This window comes from Aeromonas sobria (genome assembly GCF_050266975.1).
Taxonomy (GTDB): Bacteria; Pseudomonadota; Gammaproteobacteria; order Enterobacterales; family Aeromonadaceae; genus Aeromonas; species Aeromonas sobria_B.
Genome location: NZ_JBKISU010000008.1, coordinates 36,017 through 58,070 on the forward strand (window position 1 = coordinate 36,017; position 22,054 = coordinate 58,070).

The 22,054-nt window shown below is 64.0% G+C and carries 18 protein-coding genes and 9 tRNA genes; 17 read left to right on the forward strand and 10 right to left on the reverse strand.

What is annotated here, in order from left to right; translation table 11 throughout:
* The 3 genes from betB to ACLHZ1_RS06305 all read left to right on the forward strand — a co-directional run bounded on the left by betB (nucleotide 1) and on the right by ACLHZ1_RS06305 (nucleotide 4,621).
* Entirely contained in the window at nucleotides 1-1,464 is a 1,464-nt protein-coding gene (gene betB, locus ACLHZ1_RS06295) for a betaine-aldehyde dehydrogenase (protein ID WP_427261401.1), read from the forward strand.
* A 9-nt stretch (nucleotides 1,465-1,473) separates the two neighbouring features.
* Nucleotides 1,474-3,153: a choline dehydrogenase gene (gene betA / locus ACLHZ1_RS06300; RefSeq protein WP_427261402.1), complete on the forward strand. Its 1,680-nt coding sequence runs from the start codon at nucleotides 1,474-1,476 to the stop codon at nucleotides 3,151-3,153.
* Between the two features lie 250 nt (nucleotides 3,154-3,403).
* Entirely contained in the window at nucleotides 3,404-4,621 is a 1,218-nt protein-coding gene (locus tag ACLHZ1_RS06305) for a BCCT family transporter (protein WP_427261403.1), read from the forward strand.
* A gap of 80 nt (nucleotides 4,622-4,701) precedes the next feature.
* On the opposite strand, the gene ACLHZ1_RS06310 is transcribed toward ACLHZ1_RS06305, so the two are convergent.
* The 3 genes from ACLHZ1_RS06310 to ACLHZ1_RS06320 all read right to left on the reverse strand — a co-directional run bounded on the left by ACLHZ1_RS06310 (nucleotide 4,702) and on the right by ACLHZ1_RS06320 (nucleotide 7,299).
* Nucleotides 4,702-4,777: transfer RNA gene (locus tag ACLHZ1_RS06310), tRNA-Asn, on the reverse strand.
* Nucleotides 4,778-4,782: 5 nt separating this feature from the next.
* Nucleotides 4,783-4,858, reverse strand: a tRNA-Phe gene (locus ACLHZ1_RS06315).
* 164 nt (nucleotides 4,859-5,022) lie between these two features.
* Nucleotides 5,023-7,299 carry an immune inhibitor A domain-containing protein gene (locus ACLHZ1_RS06320; protein ID WP_427261404.1) on the reverse strand — a complete coding sequence of 759 codons (2,277 nt, stop codon included), beginning with the start codon at nucleotides 7,297-7,299 and terminating at the stop codon, nucleotides 5,023-5,025.
* A gap of 380 nt (nucleotides 7,300-7,679) precedes the next feature.
* On the opposite strand from ACLHZ1_RS06320, the gene rraB reads away from it, so the two are divergent.
* Complete coding sequence (gene rraB, locus ACLHZ1_RS06325) at nucleotides 7,680-8,015, forward strand: ribonuclease E inhibitor RraB (protein ID WP_427261467.1); 336 nt, start codon at nucleotides 7,680-7,682, stop codon at nucleotides 8,013-8,015.
* A gap of 392 nt (nucleotides 8,016-8,407) precedes the next feature.
* On the opposite strand, the gene ACLHZ1_RS06330 is transcribed toward rraB, so the two are convergent.
* Nucleotides 8,408-10,324, reverse strand: coding sequence for a sensor domain-containing protein (locus tag ACLHZ1_RS06330; protein ID WP_427261405.1), 1,917 nt, complete (start codon nucleotides 10,322-10,324; stop codon nucleotides 8,408-8,410).
* A 221-nt stretch (nucleotides 10,325-10,545) separates the two neighbouring features.
* Between ACLHZ1_RS06330 and ACLHZ1_RS06335 the strand changes: the two genes are divergently transcribed.
* A complete protein-coding gene (locus tag ACLHZ1_RS06335; RefSeq protein WP_427261406.1) occupies nucleotides 10,546-11,040 on the forward strand; it encodes a hypothetical protein in 495 nt (164 codons plus the stop codon).
* An 82-nt stretch (nucleotides 11,041-11,122) separates the two neighbouring features.
* Here the strand turns inward: ACLHZ1_RS06335 and ACLHZ1_RS06340 are convergent, their stop codons facing one another.
* The 4 genes from ACLHZ1_RS06340 to rsgA are packed head-to-tail and all read right to left on the reverse strand — an operon-like array spanning nucleotide 11,123 to nucleotide 13,573.
* The gene (locus ACLHZ1_RS06340) at nucleotides 11,123-11,371 is read right to left on the reverse strand and encodes a DUF2960 domain-containing protein (protein ID WP_408792862.1); all 249 of its coding nucleotides are present in this window, start codon (nucleotides 11,369-11,371) and stop codon (nucleotides 11,123-11,125) included.
* The gene (locus ACLHZ1_RS06345) at nucleotides 11,361-11,642 is read right to left on the reverse strand and encodes a VF530 family DNA-binding protein (protein ID WP_427261407.1); all 282 of its coding nucleotides are present in this window, start codon (nucleotides 11,640-11,642) and stop codon (nucleotides 11,361-11,363) included. The genes ACLHZ1_RS06340 and ACLHZ1_RS06345 overlap by 11 nt, the downstream gene beginning before the upstream one ends.
* Nucleotides 11,639-12,511: an archaetidylserine decarboxylase gene (asd, locus tag ACLHZ1_RS06350; protein ID WP_427261408.1), complete on the reverse strand. Its 873-nt coding sequence runs from the start codon at nucleotides 12,509-12,511 to the stop codon at nucleotides 11,639-11,641. Before asd ends, ACLHZ1_RS06345 begins: the two co-directional genes overlap by 4 nt.
* A 27-nt stretch (nucleotides 12,512-12,538) precedes the next feature.
* On the reverse strand, nucleotides 12,539-13,573 hold the full coding sequence (rsgA, locus tag ACLHZ1_RS06355) for a small ribosomal subunit biogenesis GTPase RsgA (RefSeq protein ID WP_427261409.1): 1,035 nt from the start codon (nucleotides 13,571-13,573) through the stop codon (nucleotides 12,539-12,541).
* A gap of 93 nt (nucleotides 13,574-13,666) precedes the next feature.
* Here rsgA and orn point away from each other — a divergent pair, with 93 nt between their 5' ends.
* The 9 genes from orn to ACLHZ1_RS06400 all read left to right on the forward strand — a co-directional run bounded on the left by orn (nucleotide 13,667) and on the right by ACLHZ1_RS06400 (nucleotide 16,357).
* A complete protein-coding gene (gene orn / locus ACLHZ1_RS06360; protein ID WP_408792855.1) occupies nucleotides 13,667-14,212 on the forward strand; it encodes an oligoribonuclease in 546 nt (181 codons plus the stop codon).
* A gap of 248 nt (nucleotides 14,213-14,460) precedes the next feature.
* A tRNA-Gly gene (locus tag ACLHZ1_RS06365) sits at nucleotides 14,461-14,536 on the forward strand.
* A gap of 56 nt (nucleotides 14,537-14,592) precedes the next feature.
* A tRNA-Gly gene (locus ACLHZ1_RS06370) sits at nucleotides 14,593-14,668 on the forward strand.
* 30 nt (nucleotides 14,669-14,698) lie between these two features.
* Nucleotides 14,699-14,774: transfer RNA gene (locus ACLHZ1_RS06375), tRNA-Gly, on the forward strand.
* A 139-nt stretch (nucleotides 14,775-14,913) separates the two neighbouring features.
* A tRNA-Gly gene (locus ACLHZ1_RS06380) sits at nucleotides 14,914-14,989 on the forward strand.
* Nucleotides 14,990-15,036: 47 nt separating this feature from the next.
* Nucleotides 15,037-15,112, forward strand: a tRNA-Gly gene (locus ACLHZ1_RS06385).
* A gap of 54 nt (nucleotides 15,113-15,166) precedes the next feature.
* Nucleotides 15,167-15,242, forward strand: a tRNA-Gly gene (locus tag ACLHZ1_RS06390).
* A gap of 46 nt (nucleotides 15,243-15,288) precedes the next feature.
* Nucleotides 15,289-15,364 (forward strand) — tRNA-Gly (locus ACLHZ1_RS06395).
* 537 nt (nucleotides 15,365-15,901) lie between these two features.
* Nucleotides 15,902-16,357: a hypothetical protein gene (locus tag ACLHZ1_RS06400; protein ID WP_427261410.1), complete on the forward strand. Its 456-nt coding sequence runs from the start codon at nucleotides 15,902-15,904 to the stop codon at nucleotides 16,355-16,357.
* Between the two features lie 73 nt (nucleotides 16,358-16,430).
* Here ACLHZ1_RS06400 and ppgK read toward each other — a convergent pair whose 3' ends face one another.
* Both ppgK and queG read right to left on the reverse strand, forming a co-directional pair.
* The gene (gene ppgK, locus ACLHZ1_RS06405; protein WP_427261411.1) at nucleotides 16,431-17,222 is read right to left on the reverse strand and encodes a polyphosphate--glucose phosphotransferase; all 792 of its coding nucleotides are present in this window, start codon (nucleotides 17,220-17,222) and stop codon (nucleotides 16,431-16,433) included.
* A gap of 83 nt (nucleotides 17,223-17,305) precedes the next feature.
* The gene (gene queG, locus ACLHZ1_RS06410) at nucleotides 17,306-18,433 is read right to left on the reverse strand and encodes a tRNA epoxyqueuosine(34) reductase QueG (protein ID WP_427261412.1); all 1,128 of its coding nucleotides are present in this window, start codon (nucleotides 18,431-18,433) and stop codon (nucleotides 17,306-17,308) included.
* Between queG and ACLHZ1_RS06415 the strand changes: the two genes are divergently transcribed.
* From ACLHZ1_RS06415 to ACLHZ1_RS06425, 3 genes are read left to right on the forward strand one after another with little or no spacing between them, the layout of a single operon-like run.
* On the forward strand, nucleotides 18,432-20,042 hold the full coding sequence (locus ACLHZ1_RS06415) for an NAD(P)H-hydrate dehydratase (RefSeq protein ID WP_427261413.1): 1,611 nt from the start codon (nucleotides 18,432-18,434) through the stop codon (nucleotides 20,040-20,042). The genes queG and ACLHZ1_RS06415 overlap by 2 nt on opposite strands.
* Nucleotides 20,027-20,500 (forward strand): tRNA (adenosine(37)-N6)-threonylcarbamoyltransferase complex ATPase subunit type 1 TsaE, encoded by a 474-nt coding sequence (tsaE, locus tag ACLHZ1_RS06420; protein WP_427261414.1) that lies wholly within the window; start codon nucleotides 20,027-20,029, stop codon nucleotides 20,498-20,500. Before ACLHZ1_RS06415 ends, tsaE begins: the two co-directional genes overlap by 16 nt.
* Nucleotides 20,491-21,963: an N-acetylmuramoyl-L-alanine amidase gene (locus ACLHZ1_RS06425; RefSeq protein WP_427261415.1), complete on the forward strand. Its 1,473-nt coding sequence runs from the start codon at nucleotides 20,491-20,493 to the stop codon at nucleotides 21,961-21,963. The genes tsaE and ACLHZ1_RS06425 overlap by 10 nt, the downstream gene beginning before the upstream one ends.
* Nucleotides 21,964-22,054 lie beyond the last annotated feature (91 nt).

The window sequence follows — 22,054 nt, forward strand, 5'->3', positions numbered from 1 at the left end:
ATGTCTTTGACCCGTTATCAGAATTTTGTCGACGGCCGTTATCTGGCCAATGCCTCTGGCGAGTGCTTCGAGGTGATCAATCCGGCCACCGGGGCCGTCATCTACGAGGTCGAGGTGGCCGATGAGGCCGTGCAGGCCGCCGCCATCGCGAGCGCCCAGCAGGGTTTTGCCCTCTGGTCGGCCATGAGCGGGGTCGAGCGTGGCCGCATCTTGCTGCGGGCCGTGGCCCTGCTGCGCGAGCGCAACGATGCCCTGGCCGCCATCGAGGTGGCCGACACCGGCAAGCCCTGGCAGGAGGCCTCCGTGGTGGACGTGGTGACCGGCGCCGACAGCATCGAATTCTTCGCCGGCCTGGCCGCCGCCATCGAGGGCAACCAGCAGCAGCTGGGGGCCGATTTTTACTACAGCCGCCGCGAGCCCCTCGGCATCTGCGCCGGGATCGGCGCCTGGAACTATCCGCTGCAAATTGCCTGCTGGAAGGCGGCCCCGGCGCTGGCCTGCGGCAACAGCATGATCTTCAAACCCTCGGAGGAGACGCCCCTCGGTGCCCTCAAGCTGGCGGAGATCTTCATCGAGGCCGGCATGCCCGCCGGGGTCTTCAACGTGGTGCAGGGGGATGGCCGGATCGGGGCCTGGCTGAGTCAGGCGCCCGAGGTGGCCAAGATCTCCTTCACCGGCGAGGTGGGCACCGGCAAGAAGGTGATGCGCGCCGCCGCCGACACCCTCAAAGGGGTGACCATGGAGCTGGGAGGCAAGTCCCCCCTCATCATCTTCGACGATGCGGATCTGGAAGAGGCGGTCAGCGCCGCCATGGTGGCGAACTTCTACACCCAGGGGGAGGTGTGCACCCACGGCACCCGGGTCTACGTGCAGCAGGGGATCTACCCCGCCTTCATGGCGCGCCTGCTGGCCCGTACCCGGGACAATATCCGCGTCGGGGATCCCATGGATCCGGCCACCAACTTCGGTGCCCTCATCTCCCGCGAGCATCAGCGCAAGGTGCTCGACTACATCCGCATCGGTCAGGAGGAGGGGGCCACATTGCGCTGCGGCGGCGAGGCGCTGCGCCCCGCCATGGCGCCCAATGGCTTCTTCGTCGCCCCCACCATCTTCAGCGAGTGCCGGGACGAGATGCGGATCTGCCGGGAAGAGATCTTCGGCCCCGTGATGTCGGTGCTCAGCTTCGAGCAGGAGGAAGAAGTGGTGCGACGGGCCAATGACACGGCCCTGGGGTTGGCGGCCGGGGTGTTTACCCGAGACATTCGCCGTGCCCACCGGGTGGTGCATCAGTTGCAGGCCGGGATCTGCTGGATCAACAGCTATGGGGCCTCCCCGGCCGAGATGCCGGTGGGCGGCTTCAAGCAGTCCGGCATCGGGCGGGAGAACGGCCTGGCGACCCTGCAGCACTACACCCAGATCAAGTCCGTCTACGTCGGCATGCAAGCCATCCAGAGCCCGTTTTAAGGAGGCACCATGAAGCGATTCGATTACATCATAGTGGGGGCCGGCAGCGCCGGTTGCGTACTGGCCAACCGCCTGAGCGAGGATGGCCGGCATCAGGTGCTGCTGCTGGAGACGGGGGGCAGCGACAAGAGCATCTTCATCCAGATGCCGACTGCCCTCTCCATCCCCATGAACACCAAAAAGTATGCCTGGCAGTTCGAGACCGAGCCCGAGCCCCATCTGGATGGGCGGCGCATGCACTGCCCCCGGGGCAAGGTGCTGGGGGGATCTTCCTCCATCAATGGCATGGTCTATGTGCGCGGCCACGCCGGTGACTTTGACGAGTGGCAGCAGGCGGGGGCCGAGGGCTGGGACTATGGCCACTGCCTGCCCTACTTCAAGCGGGCCGAGCAGTGGGCCTTCGGTGGGGATGATTACCGCGGCGACGAAGGGCCCCTTGGAGTCAACAACGGCAACCAGATGCAAAACCCCCTCTACCAGGCCTTCGTCGACGCCGGCGTGGAGGCGGGTTATGACGCCACGGCCGATTACAACGGCCGCCAGCAGGAGGGGTTCGGCCCCATGCACATGACGGTGAAGCAGGGGGTGCGCAGCTCCAGTGCCAACGCCTATCTGAGGCCTGCCATGGAGCGGGCCAACCTCAGTGTGCAAACCGGCGCCCTGGTCCACAAGGTGTTGCTGGAAGGCAAGCGGGCGGTCGGGGTGCGCTTCGCGCGGGCAGGAAAGATAGAGGAGGTGAGAGCCGACAAGGAGGTGATCCTGAGCGCCGGGCCTATCGGCTCTCCCCATCTGCTGCAACTCTCCGGCATCGGCAACCCCGATACCCTGAGCCAGGCGGGTATAGGGGTGCTGCATCCTCTGCCCGGGGTGGGCGAAAACCTGCAGGATCATCTGGAGTTCTACTTCCAGTTTCGCTGTCAGCAACCCATCACCCTCAATGGCAAACTGGGTCTGTGGGACAAATTCCTCATCGGCAGCCGCTGGCTGCTGCGCAAGGATGGCCTGGGGGCGACCAATCACTTCGAGTCCTGCGGCTTCATTCGCTCCAAAGCCGGGGTGCCCTGGCCGGATCTGCAATACCACTTCCTGCCCGCCGCCATGCGCTACGACGGCAGGGAGGCGTTCGCGGGCCACGGCTTCCAGGTGCACATCGGCCACAACAAGCCCCGCAGTCGCGGCCAGGTGAAAGTGCGCTCGGCCGATCCCCGCGAGGCTCCTGCCATCCGCTTCAACTACCTCTCCCATCCCGATGATGTCGAAGGCTTTCGCGCCTGCGTGCGCCTGACCCGGGAGATCATCGGCCAGCCTGCGCTGGATGCCTATCGGGGGGAGGAGATACAGCCGGGGGCCTCGGTGCAAAGCGACGAGCAGATCGATGCCTTCGTGCGCAGTGCCGTGGAGAGCGCCTATCACCCCTCCTGCTCCTGCAAGATGGGGACGGATCCCATGGCGGTGGTGGATCCCCAGACCCGGGTTCATGGCCTGCAAGGGCTGCGGGTGGTGGACTCCTCCATCTTCCCGACCATCCCCAACGGCAACCTCAATGCCCCCACCCTGATGGTGGCCGAGCGCGCCGCGGATCTGATCCTCGGCAAGGCGCCGCTCGCGGCACTTCCGGTCGGGGTGGGGCTGGCCGAATGCTGGCAGGAGAAGCAGCGCCCCCGGGCGCCGGTGCGCGCCCTGGCCTGAGGGTTCACCACAACGACACTGGGTGCAGAGAGCACCCTATCGCGGCAGTTCGTCAGTCTTTACCTATCGCCGGGCCCTCTGTGCGCTGGCGATAGTTAAGTCCTGATCCTGCGTCCATCCCTTCCCCCGCCGCCGTGGGGTAGGGGAAGCCATGGCCGCAGGAAGCCGAACTGCCCACCTTGAACATCACAATGCAATGACAAGGAGCAGCTATGTTTGGTCACGAAATGGATAGCGCGGGAGGTCAGTCATGACGGCCTGGCTCAGTGCGGGGATCCTCTTTACCTTTGCCGCCATCGCGTTTGTCCTCTATCGCTGGGGCAATATCCGCTGCATCGGCACCACGCCGGTACGCACCTTCACCTTTATCGCCATCCTGTTCACCTCCGGCCTGGACGTGGGACTCATCATGTTTCCGCTCACCGAGTTTGCCGGTTATGCCGATCTTCAGGGGAGCCCGGAATACGGCTTCACCAATCCGCTCGCCATCGAGTTCGGCTACTGGGGTTTTCTCATCTGGGGTTTCTACTTCCTGACGTGTTTCTATTTTTGCGTGATAGAACCCAGAGTGAAGTTCTTTGAGCTGGCACCGGTGAAGTTCCTCAACAACCTGGTGATCATCGGCACCTGCGCCTTCACAGCCTATCTGCTGCTGAGCAACCTGCCCTGGTACCTGCCCCAGATAGGGGATGGCGAGAGCCTGGTGGCGAGTTTTTACCTGCTCGTGCTGGTGGTGATAGGGCTCTCCATCTATTCGAGCACCAGTCTGAAGTTTGTGCGGATCCTGAGCCTGGGCACCACGAGCTGCTTCATCGCCCTGATCGCCCTGATGTGGGGCGCCGCCTTCCTCACCCCGGCGGGCAGCCCTGGAGACTTCGTCGCCACCCTGGCGCTGGTGGGGGGCTACTTTGGTCACATAGAGCGCTTCGTGCTGCCCCTCAATGATTACCACGCCTTTTATCTCTATTGGTGGTTCTCCTGGAGCATCATGATCGGCCAGTTCACCGCCCGCTTCGTCGGCGGCCTGCGCACCTGGCAGCTGCTGGGGGCCATGCTGGTGTTCCCCTCTCTGGCCATCGCCGTCTGGTTCGCCGTGCTCTACTACTACCACGAGCAGGGACTGTCGACCGCCGGCTTCTTCAACTGGGCCATGGTCGCCGTGGGGATCACCATGGTGATCAACTCCCTCGACTCCCTGATCCGCCTCTACACCGACAACCTGGGGTTGACGACCCAGCGGCTCGGCCCATGGCGCTACTTCGGGCTCAACCTGCTGATGCTGGCCGGCCTGACCCTGCTGTTCCAGCTCGATTTCCTCCAGATCCAGTGGGTCGGCGCCCTGGTGATAGGGCTCTTCTTCGCCTGCTTCGGCTATATCCTCAGGTACAGGTTCAACGAGGTGTGCAGCATTGAGGGGGCACCGAAAGAGAATCGCCTCGATTACGGCAAGATAGAGCTGGCGGGGTGAGCAGAGGGGCGGCGGGCTGTCAGCGCCGCCCCGGCCGTGAAAAGACAAAGGCCCGCTCGATTGAGCGGGCCTTTCAAATTTGGCTCCTCCTACTGGACTTGAACCAGTGACATACGGATTAACAGTCCGCCGTTCTACCGACTGAACTAAGGAGGAATAGTTGGTGCCCAGAGACGGAATCGAACCGCCGACACGGGGATTTTCAATCCCCTGCTCTACCGACTGAGCTATCTGGGCAACGGCGCGCATTAAACCCTTTTGCCGCGGCAGTGTCAACCGCGTGGCTCGATTAATTCACCGTTCGCTCGACATCTGCACAATCCGCCGTTTTCCTCGCCAATGGCGGTGGGGGCTTGGGGGATAGCGGTAAAAAGGCCCCTGCCGGGGCCTGGTATCAGGGGTCACTGTCTGCTGATGATGATGCGCCCCGTGCTCATGTCCCGCGCCTGGCCCGTGACCGCAATCTTGAGGCCGTAACGGGGCAGGGTGCGGCCCGCATCCGGGATGGCGTCGCTCTGGTAGCTATTGCCATCCTTGAAGATGCGCCTGGGGGCCAGCCAGAGATCCCGCAGGAAGGAGCCACTCGGGTGATCCAGTTGCAGGGGGCGCTGGAAGCCCAGGCTGAAGGTGGCATCGTGGATCTGGTAGCGGGTGCCGGCCACGGCGCCGTCACTCCAGGTCAGGGTACGCTGATCCGCGTCCACCACGCCGAGGAAGCCCTCGCCCGGATGCAGGCCCACCCAGTTGTTTTCCTGGCTGCTGTCCACGTACCAGAGCAACATGCCCGGCTCGTAGCGCATCAGCTGGTCGCTGACATTGATGTGGGCCAGCCCCTTGTCGACACCAGCGTGGTTGCGCCACTCCGCCAGATAGTAGTGCTCCCTGGCCTCGTCGCCCTTGCTTTGCACGAAACCGGCCAGGGTAAAGGCGGAGCTGGCCTCGGCCCCGTCCCTGAGCAGCACCTCGCCGTCGGCGGCGAGCTGGATGTCATCCACGAACAGACCGTGTTCGGCCACGCCGCCATCGCTCTGGTAGTGCAAGCTGAGCTGGATCTGCTGGCAGGCCCAGGGGGTGAGGTCGAACTCGGCCTCCACCCAGCCGTCGGAGTTGCCCGTGATGCCGACCCCGAAACCGACCCCGTTCGGATCGTCGCTGGTGGTCAGGTTGCCCGGGATGGGCTCGCCGTTGACCAGCACCCGGCCGTAGTCGTAGCCCTCCTCAATCTGATACCAGGTCTTGAAGGTCAGGGTAGCGCTCTGGCGGTCACTCAGGTCAAGTGCGAGGCTCATGCGGTTGTCCAGGTTGTTGCCCTTGCCGCCGTGGTACTGGAACTGACCGGCGTAGGGGGGATTGAGGGGCACCTGCTTGGCCGGCAGGTTGATGCGCACCACGTCGTCGTTGCGCCCCTTGTCGTTGGCCTGATCCAGCATGTAGACATTGTCGCGCCGGCCGAGGTCGTCGACATGCACGTTGCTGCCGTGCAGCCAGTTGCCGCCGAGGGAGGCCTGCAGGAACGCCTTGGCCCAGGGGGAGAAGCCGGTCGGCTCGGTGCCGCCGATGACCCCCGCCCAGGAGCCGGATGACATGATGGACCAGGTCGCCACCGGCTCCCCCTTGCCGCTGTACTTGGTGTCGTATTCGTCCGGCAGGCCGAGATCGTGGCCATATTCGTGGGCGCAGACCCCGGCCGCCGCATCGATGGGCTGTATGGTGTAGTCGTAGGCGGCATACTGGCCGTTGAAGTCTCCCGCCGGGCTGTTGGTGCCCGGGATGGGGTAGGGGGCGCCCAGGTTCCAGCGGTGGGCCCAGATGGCATTCTCGCCCAGATCGCCGCCACCGGCCTCTTCCCCCACGCTGGAGTGGAAGATCATCAGGTGGTCGATGAGGCCGTCCGGCTCGTTCAGCTTGCCGTTGCCGTTGAGATCGTAGCGATCCTCCTGATCGAACTCGGCGAGATCGATGGCGGGATCCGCCGCCACCTGGGCCAGGGCCTCCTTCACCAGCTCGCGCACCGCCGTCTCGTTCAGGTTGCTGCCGTAGTAGGCGGCAGGCTGGCTGGCGGTGTACCAGCCCGCCACCTGGCCGCGCACGCTGTAACTCTGGCCCGACTGCTGCTCGTAGAACTGGCGCATGGAGATGAAGCGCTCGCCATTGGGCCCGGCATAGCCCTTGGCGGAGAACAGCAGGTCGTTGTAGTGGGCCGGGCTGTAGTCCGGGTAATACATCCTGGTGAGATCCGGGGTGACGCTGTTTTTCGGATAGTCGGGAAAGTCCACCAGGATGGCGAGGATCTTGTCCTGCCGCATGCTGCCCCGGTAGTGCTCCTTCTCGATGGCCTTGAGCAGCAGGGTGGGCACCCTGTCCCCCGGCCGTGCCGTGCCCTGCTGGCGGATCTTCTTGAGGATGCGTTCGCGCACCCGCCCCTCTTTGAGCGCCAAGGTGCCCCCCTGGCCCTGATAGGCCCGGGACTTGTCACGGTAGAAGCGGGCCAGGGCGGCCTGCTCCTGCTCGGGGGAGGCCAGGGTGGGGATGCGACCGCTTTGCTTGAGCATCTCCAGCACCTTGGTTTCATCGGCCAGGGGGGCATCGAACGGGCCATGGGCCGGGGCGGCCTGGGTTGGGTTTCCAATCACAAGGGTCGAGCCGACCAGCAGGCTCAGTATGGTTTTTGTAGTCATTATCAACGTGCTCCATCACGTGAAAAAAAGGAGCCCGGTCGGGCTCCTCTCTCGATTGCAAGGCTGGCTTGCCGACCCTTGATAACCCGGGTCGTCCCACTTTGTCATGGTGCCCGGGCGCTTGCCCCGTGCTGTTGGAGAGCGGCGCCATGGTCCGATCCTTCTGTCATGTCTGGTTTTTTCCTGTGATCTATGCGCTCTTGTCGCGATTTCCTGGAATATGGTGCGGATGTTCCCCCAAAACGGGCATGTCCCCATTTGGGGGATAGGGCCGGGGTGCTGAGGAGAGGCGAGATGGCGTCGACACTCGTTGAGCGCGGCGCACCGGACAGGTATGCTTTGCGCAACCATACCGCCTGGGAGGCAACATGAGTCTGGATATGCAAGAGTGGCGCGAAGAGACCAGCGCCATCGTCAACGAACTGCTGGCCGATGGTAGCAACCCCGATCTTGATTACGAGATTGAACACCACTTCGCCTGCCAGGATTTCGATCTGCTGGAAAAGGCCGCGGTGGACCTGTTCAAGGCCGGCTTCGAAGTGACCGATGCCGAAGAGATGGAGCTGGACGACGGCGCCACCATCTTCTGTTTCGATGCCACGGTCGAATGCGCCCTGGATGTGGAGCGGATCCTCGCCGACATCGAGAAGATGCGTCCCATCCTGGAGAAATACGGCGTCGATTACGACGGCTGGGGCACCTACTTCCAGGAGTGATGCCGGGCCACAGCCAGGCTAGCAGAGCGAAAGCGGACAGCGCTGCCATAAACGAGAAGGCCACCTGCGGGTGGCCTTCTGCTATCTGGATCTGACCGCAGGTGGTCAGTCCCCCAGACCGTAGCTGCGGCCGAACTCGTCTGGCGGAATGGTGGCAGGCGGTCAGTCGCCGAGACCGTAGCTGCGGCCGAACTCGTCTGGCGGGAATGGTGGCGGGCGGTCAGTCGCCGAGACCGTAACTGCGGCCGAACTCGTCTGGCGGGAATGGTGGCGGGCGGTCAGTCGCCGAGACCGTAGCTGCGGCCGAACTCGTCTGGCGGAGTGATGGCGGCGGTCAGTCGCCGAGACCGTAACTGCAGCCGAACTCGTCTGGCGGGAATGGTGGCGGGCGGTCAGTCGCCGAGACCGTAGCTGCGGCCGAACTCGTCTGGTGGGAGAGGGCGACTGAACAGATAACCCTGCAGCCGATCGCAGCCCGCCTCGCTCAACCAGCGGCGCTGCTCCTGGGTCTCGACCCCCTCGGCGGTGATCTGGATGCCGAGCTCATGGCCCAGGCCGATGACGGAGCGGACGATGGCCGTGGTGGCGCCATTGCTGACCAGATCCCGGGTGAAGCTTCGGTCGAGCTTGAGGGTGGCGACCTCGAGCCGGGGCAGATAGGCCAGCGAGCAATAGCCGGTGCCGAAGTCATCGATGGCGAGCTGGAAGCCGGCCCTGATCAGGCTGGAGAGGTTCTGCTCTATCTCGTCGGCATTCTCCATCAGCACGCCTTCGGTGATCTCCAGCTCCAGGGTGGCGGGGGCGATGCCGTGGCGGTGGGCGCAGGCCTGGATGTGGTCGCACAGGCCGGGGTCACGAAACTGCAGGGGCGAGAGGTTGACCGACAGCATCAGACTCGGCCACACCGCCTGCCAGCGGGCGAGCTGGGCACAGCCCTGCTCCAGCATCAGATCCCCGAGTCGGCCGATGAGCCCCAGCTCCTCGGCCAGGGGAATGAATTCGTCCGGCGCTATCATGCCGAGCTGGGGGTGGGGCCAGCGGCAGAGCAGCTCGGCGCCGTGTAACTTGTCCTGCCGGGCACAGATGATGGGCTGGTAGACGGCCACCAGCTCGGCCGAGCGGATCGCCTGGGGCAAGTCGGCGCTGAGGCGCTTGCGTCGCTGCAACTGCTGATAGAGCAGGGGATCGAACAGGGTGCAGTGCTGTTGCAGCCGCTTGCCCTCGGCCAGGGCGGCCTCCGCATGGCCCAGCAGACGCTCGGCATCGTTGGCGCGCCCCTGGGCGATGCCGAGGAAGGCGGTGACCTGGATGCGGTGCTCCTCGACCTGGTAGGGGGCCATCAACTCCCCTTGCAGCCGCTGGCTCCACTCGAGCAGGGGCTTGCCCGGCTCGGGCAGCAGCAGGGCGAAATCATCGGCGGCGACCCGGCACAGCAGGGCGTTGGCCGGGGTGAGCCGTTGCAGGCGCTGGGCGACCTGGCTGAGCAGCCGATCGGCGATGCGAATGCCGAATCTATCATTGATCTCGCGAAAGTGTTGCAGATCGATGAGCAGCAGGCCTGCCGGGCGTCCGCCCAGGTGACGGCTGGTCTGCAGGAAGTGGGAGAGTTTGAGCAGGCCGGTGAGGCTGTCGTAGTGCTGCTCCTGTTGCAGTTGCGCCTGGGTGGTGCGCAGCCCTGTGATATCGCGGCTCAGGGTCAGTACCCCGAGGGAGAGGCCGTTGTCGTCCGGCACCTCGACCCGAGTGATCTCCAGATGGCGACCTTGGCCCCTGGCGTCGAAAAGACAGTATTCGCCGCGCCCCATGGGCATCTGGGGGGGCAGATACTGGCTGATGTTGTGACCCAGCACCTCGCTCGCCTGCAGCCCCATGAAATCGAGGAAGGCCTGGTTGCAATCGAGCATGCGGCCATCGTGATCCTCGAGACGGATGGGGTCGGGGATGGCGTCCAGCAGGCGGCGTTGCAGCAGCTGTTGCTGCTTGAAGGTCTGCTCCAGCGCCTTGTGCTGGCCTATTTCGCTCACCACGCCAAACAGGGCGAAGGGCTCACCGGCCTCATCGTAGAGCGGGATCTTGTGGGTCTCTATCCAGTAGTCACGCTCTTCCCCATGGCAGAGTTGCTGCTGGTGCAGCAGCGGCTGGCCACTGGCGAGGATCTGGGCGTCCTCTTCCCGATACAGGTTGCCCCAGGGCAGTTCCCCATCCGTCTTGCCGACGAGCTCGCTCGGGTGGGTGGCGCCCGCGTGCCGGGCAAACTGGCGATTGACCAGCAGATAACGGCCAGCCGGATCCCGACAGAAAATCGTCATGGGGAGCTGATCGATGAGGGCTTGAAGCTGGTCTGGGGTAAACAAGATGGAAAGATGGGCTCAAAGGGCAAGTTTCGAGCAAATCTATGACAGGTAAGCCTTTTTGTAAAGGCCGCTTGGGCACCGATCATTTCTTTGTTGCCCTGCTGACAGCCGCTTGTCCCGGCGCCATAATAGCCGCCGGTTGGCCTATGGCCTCATGATGAGACGAGAAGAGACAGATGAAAAAAATAATGGGGAGCGCCCTGGCGCTGCTGCTGGCAGGCTGTGCGGCGGACAACAACGGTGGCGAGCAGTACCGCTACAACCCGCCTATCGCCAAGGCGACCAACAACACCCAGGAGATGCAGATCCCGGTGGATCTGGTGTGGGCCCGTGCCGAGAAGTGGTTTGCCGATCACGGCCTGAACATCGAAAACAGCCAGCGTGGCTCGGGGCTGATGACAGCCAACATAGAGCAGGCCGCCGATGGCCTGGAGTGGCTCGATTGCGGCACCATGGGCTCCAAAGTGGCGCTGGGCAACCCCAATCTGCAGATCAACCTGATCATCACCCAGAGCGGCACCAACAGCGTGGCCACCGTCAACGTCAAGGGCAACACGGAGCTGTTCTTCGTCGAAGCCTCCGGCGAGCGGGTGGCGGCGCCCTCCATCACGCCGGTCTGCGTGTCACGGGGTACCCTGGAGCAGAGCCTGTTCGCCACCCTGGGCAACTGATATCGGGTCTGAGCCTGGCACTGCATGAAAAACCGGGCCTCATGGGCCCGGTTTTTCATGGCATGACACGGCGCGGGCCGGCTCACTCCTGATCGCGGAAGATGACGATGTTGGAGAAGCCCAGCTCCTTGAAGTAGTTCTCCTGGAAATCCTTCACGCTCTTCTTGTCGCGGCGACACACCTGGGCCAGCTGGGCCTCCATGGCGTGAAATGCCTTGAGATCCAATCCCTCGGCGGCCGCGATGGCATCATAGATGCTGCGAAACTTGTCGTTGGAGTAGCCTATCTCTCTGGCCTGCTTCTGATAGGTGTAGGTAATCTTAAATGCCATCTGGCCCTTCCTTCTTCTTCGCCTGTTTGCGCTGCACATACAGATAGAGGCTCTCTACCTTCTCCCTGGCCCAGGGGGTCTTGCGCAAGAACTTCAGGCTCGACTTGATGCTGGGATTATCGGTGAAACAGCGGATGTTGATCTCCTGGCCCAGCGTCTCCCAGCCGTAGTGTTCGACCAGGGCGGTGACGATCGCCTCCAGGGTCAACCCGTGCAAAGGGTTGTTTTTCTGGGAGGCGCCCGGCGGCGCTGACTTGGGCTGGTCGCTCATGCCGGCTCCGCCAGGGTGGCAAAGGGCTGACCCATGCGGGTGGTGACCCCGTTGGCCAGGTGCGGCTCGAAACCGGCCAGCATGCCGGGGCCAAACAGGCAGACGACTGTGCTGCCGAGCTTGAACAGCCCCATCTCGGCGCCTTTTTGCAAGGTGATGGCCTCATCCCCCGTGTAGTCCCAGCGCACCACCTTCTTCTCTCTGGTCGGCGCTATGTTGCCGGCCCAGATGGTCTCTATGCTGGCGACGATAGTGGCACCGACCAGCACCAGGGCCATGGGGCCTTGGGGGGTGCGGAAGGTGGCGACCACCCGTTCGTTGCGGGCAAACAGGTTGGGCACCTTCTCGGCGGTGAGCGGGTTGACGGAGAAGAGATCGCCGGGCACGAACACCATGCTCTCCAGCACGCCGTCCAGGGGCATGTGGATGCGGTGGTAATCCTTGGGCGCCAGATAGATGGTGGCAAACTCCCCATCCTTGAACGGCGCCACCAGATCCTCGAAGCCACCGAGCAGCTCGCGGGCGCTGTAGTCGTGGCCCTTGGCCTGGATGATGCGGCCCTGGCTGATGGGGCCGAGCTGGCTGACGGTGCCATCCACCGGCAGGGCCAGGGTCATGGGGTCTTCCACCAGCGGGCGGATACCGGGCTTGAGCTCGCGGGTGAAGAAGGCATTGAAGCTCGCATAGTGTGCGGGGTCTTCGTGCAGCGCCTCGCTCATGTCGACGCCGTACTGCTTGATAAAGGCCTCGATCACCCGGGTGGTGAGCTTGCCAGCCTCAGCGGCCGCCAGCTTGCCCACCAGGCGGGAGAGGGCGTGCTTGGGCAGACAGTATTGGCCGGCAATTTTCAGGTTGTCAGTAATGCTCATGTTCATCATCGATTAGGTTGCATAGGGTCACAGCCGGGCTTGTTGCCGACCGTGGCGGGCTTCCTGCATGGTTTCCAGGATGCGGTGATAGTTGTGGAAGCGGTCGGCGCTGATGTCGCCCCGCTCGACCGCGCCGCGCAGGGCGCAGCCGGGATCGTCCTTGTGGGTGCAGTCGCGAAACTTGCAGCCTCCCAGGTAGTCGCGAAACTCGACGAAGCACCAGGTGATGCGATCGGCTTCCAGGTGCCAGAGCGCGAACTCGCGGATCCCCGGGGAGTCGATGAGATCGCCGCCACTCGGGAAGTGATAGAGCCGCGCCGTGGTGGTGGTGTGGGTACCCAGCCCCGAGTTTTCGGAGATCTCGCCGGTGAGCACGCCCAGCCCCGGCATCAGGGCGTTGGTGAGCGATGACTTGCCCACCCCGGACTGGCCGACGAAGATGCTGATCTTGTCGGTCAGTGCCGCCTTGAGCTCGTCGAGCCCCTCGCCGCTCTCGCAGCTCACCAGCAGCACCGGGTAGCCGAGCTTGCGGTAGGCTTTGAGCTGATCCTCGATGCGGGTTCGGGCCGCGTCATCGAGCATGTCGACCTTGTTCAGCACGATGAGGGGGGCGATTTCCACATCTTCGGCGGCCACCAGGTAGCGGTCGACGATGTTGGTGGAGAACTCGGGCATCACCGCCGAGACGATGACGATCTGGTCTATGTTGGCGGCGATGGGCTTGACCCCGTCGTAGAAGTCCGGCCGGGTCAGCACAGAGTGGCGCGGATGCACCGCCTCTATGACCCCTGGGGTTGCCTCATTCAGGCCGGGACGCCACACCACGCGATCGCCGCACACCAGGCTGCTGATGCTGCTGCGGCGCAGGTTGCTGCGGTGTATGGTGCCGTCGCTCGCCTCCACGTCCGCATGCTGACCGAAACGGCTGATCACCATGCCTTCGATGGCCGGGCCAAACAGGGTGTCGTCCACCTGATTGTTGTGCTCTTTTTGCAACCGCTTCTCGCGGTTGACCTGGACACGCCTTTGTTGACCCAGATTGAGTTTCGCTTTCTTTGCCACGGGGTTTGCCAGTTTATGAACAGATCCAAAGCCAGTATGATACATGCAATTTGGCAAAATTCCGCCATTCCTCCCGAGATAGAGAGAGCAATCATGACAGTCAGCGCCCAGAACCTGGTATGGATCGACATGGAGATGACGGGGCTGGACCCCGAACAGAACGTGGTTATCGAGATCGCCACCATCATCACCGACAAGGATCTGAACGTGCTGGCCGAGGGGCCCGTGCTCGCCATTCACCAGAGCGACGAAGAGCTTGCCAAGATGGACGAGTGGAACGTCAACACCCACACCAAGAGCGGCCTGGTGGCCCGGGTCAAGGCGAGCCAGCATGACGAGGCCAGGGCCGTGGCCGAGACCCTCGCCTTCATTCGCCAGTGGGTGCCGGAGCGCACCAGCCCGCTGTGTGGCAACAGCATAGGTCAGGATCGCCGCTTCATGGTCAAGCACATGGCACAGCTGGAAGCCTTCTTCCATTACCGCAACGTCGACGTCAGCACCATCAAGGAGCTGGTCCGTCGCTGGCAGCCGGAACTGCTGGATCAATTCAAGAAGAGCGGCTCCCACCAGGCGCTGGACGACATCCGCGAGTCCATCGCCGAGCTGCAGTTCTATCGCGCCCACGTCTTCAAGATCTAAGCCGGTTCCTCAGGCCCGTGTTGAGCGGGGACGAGCCAGGCCGCTCGCTCTGAACAGGAGGGGGAGGGACAAAGCAGGGGGCAACCGGCACCATCGGTTGGGAAAATCGGCAGTTCGACCAGCTTTTAAGCGAACAGGCGTTGCTGGACAAAAAAGCCCTTGCAATTGATCCCCCGGCTCTTATAATTCGGCTCCCGTGTGGTAGCGCAAGCAACCAAATGCCGCACGATTTTTTTATCGATGATGTTGCGGGAATAGCTCAGTTGGTAGAGCACGACCTTGCCAAGGTCGGGGTCGCGAGTTCGAGTCTCGTTTCCCGCTCCAATATCGATGAAGAAACAAAGAGATAGGCAGATGCTTCGGTGTAACGCCGAGATGATGCGGGAATAGCTCAGTTGGTAGAGCACGACCTTGCCAAGGTCGGGGTCGCGAGTTCGAGTCTCGTTTCCCGCTCCAAGCATTCGCCCTTCTTGCAGTATCCATGTTGCGGGAATAGCTCAGTTGGTAGAGCACGACCTTGCCAAGGTCGGGGTCGCGAGTTCGAGTCTCGTTTCCCGCTCCAATACGTTTTGCCGGAGTAGCCAGGCTGGTGGAGCATGATAGTGCTTGCCAAGGCTGGGTAGCGAGCTTGAGTCTCGTTTCCCGCGCCGCTCTTGCAAAATACCGTGTTTGCAGATGCATCGACCTCATGTCGAATCGATGCGGGAATAGCTCAGTTGGTAGAGCACGACCTTGCCAAGGTCGGGGTCGCGAGTTCGAGTCTCGTTTCCCGCTCCACGCATCCGCAGAGACGTCAGCAGTACCTGTTATTGGCACTATCCGTTGCGGGAATAGCTCAGTTGGTAGAGCACGACCTTGCCAAGGTCGGGGTCGCGAGTTCGAGTCTCGTTTCCCGCTCCACTCTTGCAAAAGAGTACCCTGTTTGCAGATGCATCGACCTCATATCGAATCGATGCGGGAATAGCTCAGTTGGTAGAGCACGACCTTGCCAAGGTCGGGGTCGCGAGTTCGAGTCTCGTTTCCCGCTCCAAGCATCCGCAAGCCGTCAGTGATAGCCGTCATGCACACCCTTCGTTGCGGGAATAGCTCAGTTGGTAGAGCACGACCTTGCCAAGGTCGGGGTCGCGAGTTCGAGTCTCGTTTCCCGCTCCAATCTCTCTTCAAAGTTCGTCTATCCAGCCCCAGAATTTCAATACCGTCATCGTCATGCTCTGTTGGTAGCGCATTGTCCGCGCTTGCCAAGGTCGGGGTCGCGAGTTCGAGTCTCGTTTCCCGCTCCAATCTCTCTTCAAAGTTCGTCTATCCAGCCCCAGAATTTCAATACCGTCATCGTCATGCTCTGTTGGTAGCGCATGGTCCGCGCTTGCCAGGGTCGGAGTCGCGAGTTCGAGTCTCTTCCCCCGCATCCCTCGCTCTTGCTGTCTGCCTCTCTGGCTGGTCATTTCTGCCCATATCCCAGCATCTCCTTGTTTGCCCCTTGCTCCCCGCATCCCTTCCCGCGTCATTGCGCCGCCTCTGTTCCGACCCGGCCCGTCGCCTCGGCGGCAGGCATAAAATGTACCGCTTTGGCTCAGGCGCCCCTTTGTTGACGCTCCCCTTGATGCAACGCAAGGGAGGGCGGGATCCCCGCAGGGGCGGCGCCTGGGACGCCCTATACTGGGGCAGAGTGATGACAAGGGGACAGAAGTCATGAGCAGCAAGCAAATCAAGGATCTGTTGCGCTATCTCGGGGAGGTGCACCACAGGCTGGCGCTGGCCTATGGCCGGTTGGGCCGGGAAGTGGATGCCGAACGCAGCCGTATGTTGCTGGTGTATCTGCGGGGGAGGGAAGATGCCGCCGCCGCTCACCTCGAGGAGTATGCCCAGCAGCTGGGGGAGGCCCAGGCCCTGACCTGGTTCGAGCAGGGATTCGATGAGGAGCTGCTGCCCCTCATCGCCGAGTTGACGCTGCCGGCCGGGGCGCAAGGGGATGAGATAGTGGCCCTGGCCTGCGATCTGGAGGGGCGGTTGGTGGCCGAGCTGGACAGGCTGGCAGGGGAATGCCCCACCGAGGCCACCGCCGCCCTGCTGCGCAGCCTGAGCGGGCTGGAGCAGGCCCGTTTGACCCGTCTGGTCCATGGCGCCCATCGGCTCGATGACCTCTAGGGCAGGAGGGTCCCGCCAGGCGCCGCCATGGCAGGGGAGTGCATGGCGCTGGACGGCTTGAGCCCGCTCCGTCTCAGTGGGTCTGCTTGGGGGCGCCGCCCCGTTTTTTCCTGGTCCCCTGCTGCAACCTGATCTGTTCGGCGCCGTAGAGCGCGGCCCCGATGATCCCGGCCTGATTGAGGCTGGCAGCGGCGATGAGGGGCGCCCGGGTCGCTATCTTGTCCACGAACTTGTCGAGCTTGGCGGCGCAGCCCCCACCCAGGATGAAGAGGTCGGGGGAGAACAGAAACTCGAGCCGGGCCAGATATTGATTGAAGCGCTTGCCCCATTTCCCCCAGGAGAGATCCTCGCGCTTGCGCGCCGCATCGGAGCAGTAGCGCTCGGCAACCATGCCTTCCAGCATCAGGTGACCCAGCTCGGTGTTGGGCAGCAGGTGCCCCTCCACGAACAGGGCCGTGCCGATGCCGGTACCGACCGTGACCAGGATGACGACGCCGCCATGGGTCTGCCCGGCGCCGAAACGCATCTCGGCCAGACCGGCGGCATCGGCGTCATTGAGCACGAAGCAGGGCAGGCCCGTCACCTCGCCAAACAGCCTTGCCGCATCCGTCTCTATCCAGCTCTTGTCGATATTGGAGGCATTCTTGGCCACGCCGTGATGTATGGTGGCGGGAAAGCCGCAGCCGATGGGGCCTTGCCACTGGAAGTGCTCGACCAGCTGCTTGAGGGCGTGAGCGATGGCCGCCGGGGTGGCGGGTTGCGGGGTCGGGATGCGATGACGCTCGCCGATGAGCTCGCCGCTCTGCGTATCGACCAGGGCCCCCTTGATGCCCGAGCCTCCTATGTCCACACCCAATATCTGCATCTTTGTGATCCTTGTGATGATGGCGCCACCCAGGCGCGCTAAAGCATGGAAAATGTGCGCGAAAACAGCAAGGGGTCGGACCCTCAAGCGTGATCCGGCAGACCCTTTTCGATGCAGCGGATAAGCAGCCGGGTCTTGCGGTTCTCCCCCTGCTGGCGGGCAGTCAGGCTCGCCAGTGCCCACTCTATGTGCTCGGCCACCATGGGTTGGGCCTCTGGCAGGGCCGAACGCAGGGCGCCGAAGACCGCCTCGTCGGCCGGACCGTTGCCCAGGGCCACCGCCAGGTTGCGGCGCCAACGCTGATAGCCGATGCGGCGGATGGGGCTTCCCTCTGTATGTTTGAGAAACTCGGGCTCCGACCAGGCCCAGAGATCCAGCAGCTTGGGGCTGTGCAGATTGGGGCGCGGGCGAAAATCGGGCTCGGGGCTGGCATCGGCGTAGCGGTTCCAGGGGCAGATGAGCTGACAGTCGTCGCAGCCGTAGATGCGATTGCCGAGCAGGGGTCTGAGCTCGACGGGGATGGGCTCGTCACTCTCTATGGTGAGGTAGGAGATGCAGCGCCGGCCATCCACCACATAGGGGGCGACGATAGCTCCCGTAGGGCAGATGTTGATGCAGGCCACGCACTTGCCGCATTGCTCCTTCTCCACTGGCTGATCCAGGGGGAGCGGCAGGCTGAGCAGCAGCTCGCCGAGGAAGAAGAAGGATCCGGCGGACTCATTGAGCAGGAGTGAGTGTTTGCCAACCCAGCCGAGCCCGGCCTTGGCGGCGAGAGGGCGCTCCAGCACGGGGGCCGAGTCGACGAAGGGGCGCCAGCCCAGGGACTCGCAGCGGGCCTCGATGCGCTCGCCGAGCGCCTTGAGGCGGGCGCGCAGCAGCTTGTGATAGTCGCGGCCAAGGGCGTAGCGGCTGATGTAGCCCAGGCTGGGGTCACGCAGGGTGGCGGCGAAGCCTGCCTCGAACGGGAGATAGTTCATCCGCACCGACAGCACCCGCAGGGTGCCGGGCAGCAGCTCGTGAGGGCGGGCGCGCATCATGCCGTGGCGGGCCATGTAATCCATGGAGCCGTGATAGCCCGCATCCAGCCAGGCCTGCAATCTGGGCTCTTCCAGGCTCAGATCCGTGTCCGTGATGCCGGCCTGGTCAAATCCTAGCTCGCGTGCCCAGAGCTTGATATCGTGGGCCAGTTTGTCGAAATCGGGAGCCGTCATGATGCAGATCAACAGGAAAGGTGCGGGCAGTTTACCACAGCTTCGCACCGAACCGAGCCATCCTGGCGCGGCGCTGCCCGAGGCGCTGTGGCGAACCGAGGAGATCCGCCGGGCCGAGGTCGAGCTGGCGGGCGCCGCGGGCATCAGCCTCCATGACCTGATGGAGCGAGCCGGTAGCGCCCTGTTTGACTATGCCAGACGATGTTGGCCCGAGGCGCGCCACTGGTGGGTCTTCACCGGCCCCGGCAACAATGGCGGCGATGGCTTCGTGCTGGCCCGTCTGGCCCTGGCCGCCGGCCTCTCGGTACGGGTCATCGCCGCCCGCGCCCCCTCGGCCCTCAAGGGGGAGGCCCACAGCGCCGCCGCCGCTTTTCTGGCGGCGGGAGGACGAGTGGAGCGGTTCGCCGACGACCACAGGATCCCGACCGGGGCGACGCCCGGGCCTGATCTGGTGATAGATGCCCTGCTCGGCAGCGGCACCCACAGGTCGCTCTCCCCCGCCATGACAGAGATTGTCGCAACCATCAATGCCTTGCCCGCCCCAGTGCTCGCGGTGGATCTCCCCTCCGGCCTGGATGCCGATACGGGTCAGGTGCTGGGGACCGTGGTGCAGGCGACTCGTACCCTCTGCCTGGTCGGCCTCAAACAGGGGCTGCTGACGGGGCAGGGGCCAAGCTGGTGCGGCGAGCTGGATCTGGATCCCCTCGGCCTGGCGCTGGCGGATTGGCAGGCACCCGCCGCCCGGCGCATCGATTACCCCGGCCTAGCCCCCCTGCTCACCCCGCGCCCCCGCAGCGCCCACAAGGGTCACCATGGCCGGGTGCTGCTGGTCGGCGGCAATCAGGAGATGGGGGGCGCCATACTGCTCGCGGCCATGGCCTGCCTGCGCACGGGCGCCGGCCTGGTGCGGTTGTGCCAGCATCCGGCCAATCCCGCCGCCAGCCTGACTCAGCCCGAGCTGATGGGCCTGGCGGCGTCCGCACTCTTGCGTGAGGCCTCGATAGAGACCAACTCTGCCCGGGCGCCCGCCTGGGAGTCGGTGCGGGTGCTGGGGCCGGGACTGGGGCGGGACGAGTGGGCTCGCGCCTTGTTCGAGGCGGCCCTGTGCCGGGATTTGCCCCTGATATTGGATGCAGATGGGCTGAATTGGCTGGCGCAAGGGCCTCGCCATCAGGATAATTGGGTGCTCACGCCTCACCCCGCCGAGGCGGCACGCCTGCTGGGGTGCAGCGTGGCCGAGGTGGAGGCCGATCGCTTCGCCGCGGTGGCGGCTCTGCAAGGGCGCTATGGCGGCGTCGTGCTGCTCAAGGGCGCGGGCACCCTGATCGCGGACGGCCAGCAGATCTGGCTCTGCCACGAGGGCAACCCGGGCATGGCGGGGGGCGGCATGGGCGACCTGTTATCTGGTATAATCGCCGCCCTTTTGGCCCAGGGGCTGGGGGCACGCGATGCGGCCTGCCTGGGGGCAGTCATTCATGGGGAAGCCGCCGATCTGGCGGCGGCAGAAGGGGAGAGAGGCATGCTGGCATCGGACCTGTTGCCATGGATCCGCCTTCTGGCCAACCCCGATATTCCTGACAAATTAAGAAGACGATGGCAAAACAGTTGATGATAAGGCTGCCGGATGAGGCAGCGACCGTCGCCCTGGGTGGTCAGTTGGCCCAGGCCAGCGAGCAGGCGACCACAGTATTTCTGCACGGCACCCTGGGGGCGGGCAAGACCACCCTCACCCGTGGCTGGGTGCAGGGACTCGGCCATTCAGGCAAGGTAAAGAGTCCGACCTATACCCTGGTCGAGCCCTATGAGCTGGACGCCTGGCAGGTCTATCACTTTGATTTGTATCGACTGGCTGATCCAGAGGAGCTGGAGTTCATGGGGATCCGTGACTACTTCGGCCCCCATACCCTCTGTCTGGTGGAGTGGTCACAGAAGGGAGAGGGCTGGCTGCCCGCCCCGGATCTCGAGATAACCCTGACCTATGTAGACATGCAGCGCGAGGCCCTGCTGGTGGCCCGCACTGCGATCGGCGAAGCCATTCTGGAACGGTTGCAACCCAAGTGCGTCTGATAATCTCCCTGTTGTTTACTCTGTTGGCCTTGCCCGTCTGGGCCAACCAGCTCAAGAGCGTGCGGATCTGGCCCTCGCCCGACAACACCCGGGTGGTGCTGGATCTCGCCAGTTCGCCCCAGTTCAACTACTTCACCCTGACCGGGCCGGATCGGCTGGTCATCGACCTCAAGGGGGCCAGCAATGGCACCAATCTGGCGCGGGTGGAAAACAAGAGCGAGCTGGTGCGCAAAATCCGCGAGAGCACCCCGGTGGACAAGGGGGGGCTGCGCCTGGTGCTGGATCTCAAGTCCGCCATCAAGCCGGTGGTGTTTCCTTTGGCGCCGGCCGGTCCCTATGGCCACCGGCTGGTGATCGACCTCCCCTACGAGGAGAGCACCGCCAAGCACGCGGCGCCGCCGCCCGCGAGCCCGGGCAGCAAGGTGATCATCGCCATCGATGCCGGCCATGGTGGCGAGGATCCCGGCTCCATAGGCCCGCGCCGCACCTACGAGAAACGGGTAACCCTGGCGGTCTCCCAGAAGCTGGCCGCACTCATCAACCGCGAGCCCGGGATGCAGGCGGTGATGACCCGCCGGGGCGACTACTTCGTCGACCTCAACAAGCGCTCGGAGATAGCCCGCAAATCCAAGGCGGATCTGCTGGTGTCGGTGCACGCGGACAGCTTCCACAACCCGCGCCCCCGGGGCGCCTCGGTCTGGGTGCTCTCCACCAACCGCGCCAATCGCGAGATGGGCAGCTGGCTGGAGAAACAGGAGAAGCAGGGGGAGCTGCTCGGCGGCGTCGGCAAGGTGATCGCCGAATCGGATCCCAACCCCTATCTGGCGCGCACCTTCCTGGATCTCTCCATGGACAAGTCCCGTGCCGAGGGGTACGACGTCAGCCGCCAGATCCTCAAGGAGATGGGGCGGGTTGCCCGCCTGCACAAGGCTGCCCCCGAACACGCCAGTCTGGCGGTGCTCAAGGCGCCGGACATCCCCTCGGTGCTGGTGGAGACGGGTTTCATCTCCAACCACGAGGAGGAGAAACAGCTGGCCAGCACCGCCTATCAGAACAAGCTGGCCCAGGCCATCTTCCAGGGCATTCGCAACTACTACCGGGCGCACCCCACCAAGGGCCCCATCATGGCGGGCAAGGTGAGCAGCTCCCCGACCCGCACGGTGCAGCGCCCCGTCAGTCAGGTGGCGCCCGCCAGCCAGTCGGCCCGCGCTGCCGCCCCCGTGGTGGGCGTGGCCAGCGCGTCCGGGGCCGGGATCATCAAGCCGGTGGCCAGTCTGCCCGGCAATGGCGCGCAGAGCGCCATCGACAAGCAGCGCAGCATACGGCACGTGGTGAGGCGCGGTGAGAGCCTGTCGCGCCTGGCCGAGCGCCACGGCATCCCCATGTCCCGACTGGCGAAATACAACAATCTGAAATCCAACGAGATCCAGATTGGTCAGGTGCTTTACATCCCCAGAGGATAAGGGATGACGAGCCGTATCTTGTCGCAGGCGGTGATGGGGTGGTGCGGCCCGCCTCCATGGTGAAGGCGCCGGCTTTGTTCAAGGTCAACCA

Coding starts and splice junctions, on each gene's coding strand:
- rraB (WP_427261467.1), top strand. CDS start 7,680: ATGCAAGAGTGGCGCGAAGAGACCAGCGCCATCGTCAACGAACTGCTG.
- ACLHZ1_RS06340 (WP_408792862.1), bottom strand. CDS start 11,371: ATGGCATTTAAGATTACCTACACCTATCAGAAGCAGGCCAGAGAGATA.
- ACLHZ1_RS06330 (WP_427261405.1), bottom strand. CDS start 10,324: ATGACGATTTTCTGTCGGGATCCGGCTGGCCGTTATCTGCTGGTCAAT.
- asd (WP_427261408.1), bottom strand. CDS start 12,511: ATGAGCATTACTGACAACCTGAAAATTGCCGGCCAATACTGTCTGCCC.
- ACLHZ1_RS06305 (WP_427261403.1), top strand. CDS start 3,404: ATGACGGCCTGGCTCAGTGCGGGGATCCTCTTTACCTTTGCCGCCATC.
- ACLHZ1_RS06345 (WP_427261407.1), bottom strand. CDS start 11,642: ATGAGCGACCAGCCCAAGTCAGCGCCGCCGGGCGCCTCCCAGAAAAAC.
- tsaE (WP_427261414.1), top strand. CDS start 20,027: ATGGCAAAACAGTTGATGATAAGGCTGCCGGATGAGGCAGCGACCGTC.
- ppgK (WP_427261411.1), bottom strand. CDS start 17,222: ATGCAGATATTGGGTGTGGACATAGGAGGCTCGGGCATCAAGGGGGCC.
- ACLHZ1_RS06320 (WP_427261404.1), bottom strand. CDS start 7,299: ATGACTACAAAAACCATACTGAGCCTGCTGGTCGGCTCGACCCTTGTG.
- ACLHZ1_RS06415 (WP_427261413.1), top strand. CDS start 18,432: ATGATGCAGATCAACAGGAAAGGTGCGGGCAGTTTACCACAGCTTCGC.
- ACLHZ1_RS06335 (WP_427261406.1), top strand. CDS start 10,546: ATGAAAAAAATAATGGGGAGCGCCCTGGCGCTGCTGCTGGCAGGCTGT.
- queG (WP_427261412.1), bottom strand. CDS start 18,433: ATGACGGCTCCCGATTTCGACAAACTGGCCCACGATATCAAGCTCTGG.
- betA (WP_427261402.1), top strand. CDS start 1,474: ATGAAGCGATTCGATTACATCATAGTGGGGGCCGGCAGCGCCGGTTGC.
- ACLHZ1_RS06400 (WP_427261410.1), top strand. CDS start 15,902: ATGAGCAGCAAGCAAATCAAGGATCTGTTGCGCTATCTCGGGGAGGTG.
- betB (WP_427261401.1), top strand. CDS start 1: ATGTCTTTGACCCGTTATCAGAATTTTGTCGACGGCCGTTATCTGGCC.
- orn (WP_408792855.1), top strand. CDS start 13,667: ATGACAGTCAGCGCCCAGAACCTGGTATGGATCGACATGGAGATGACG.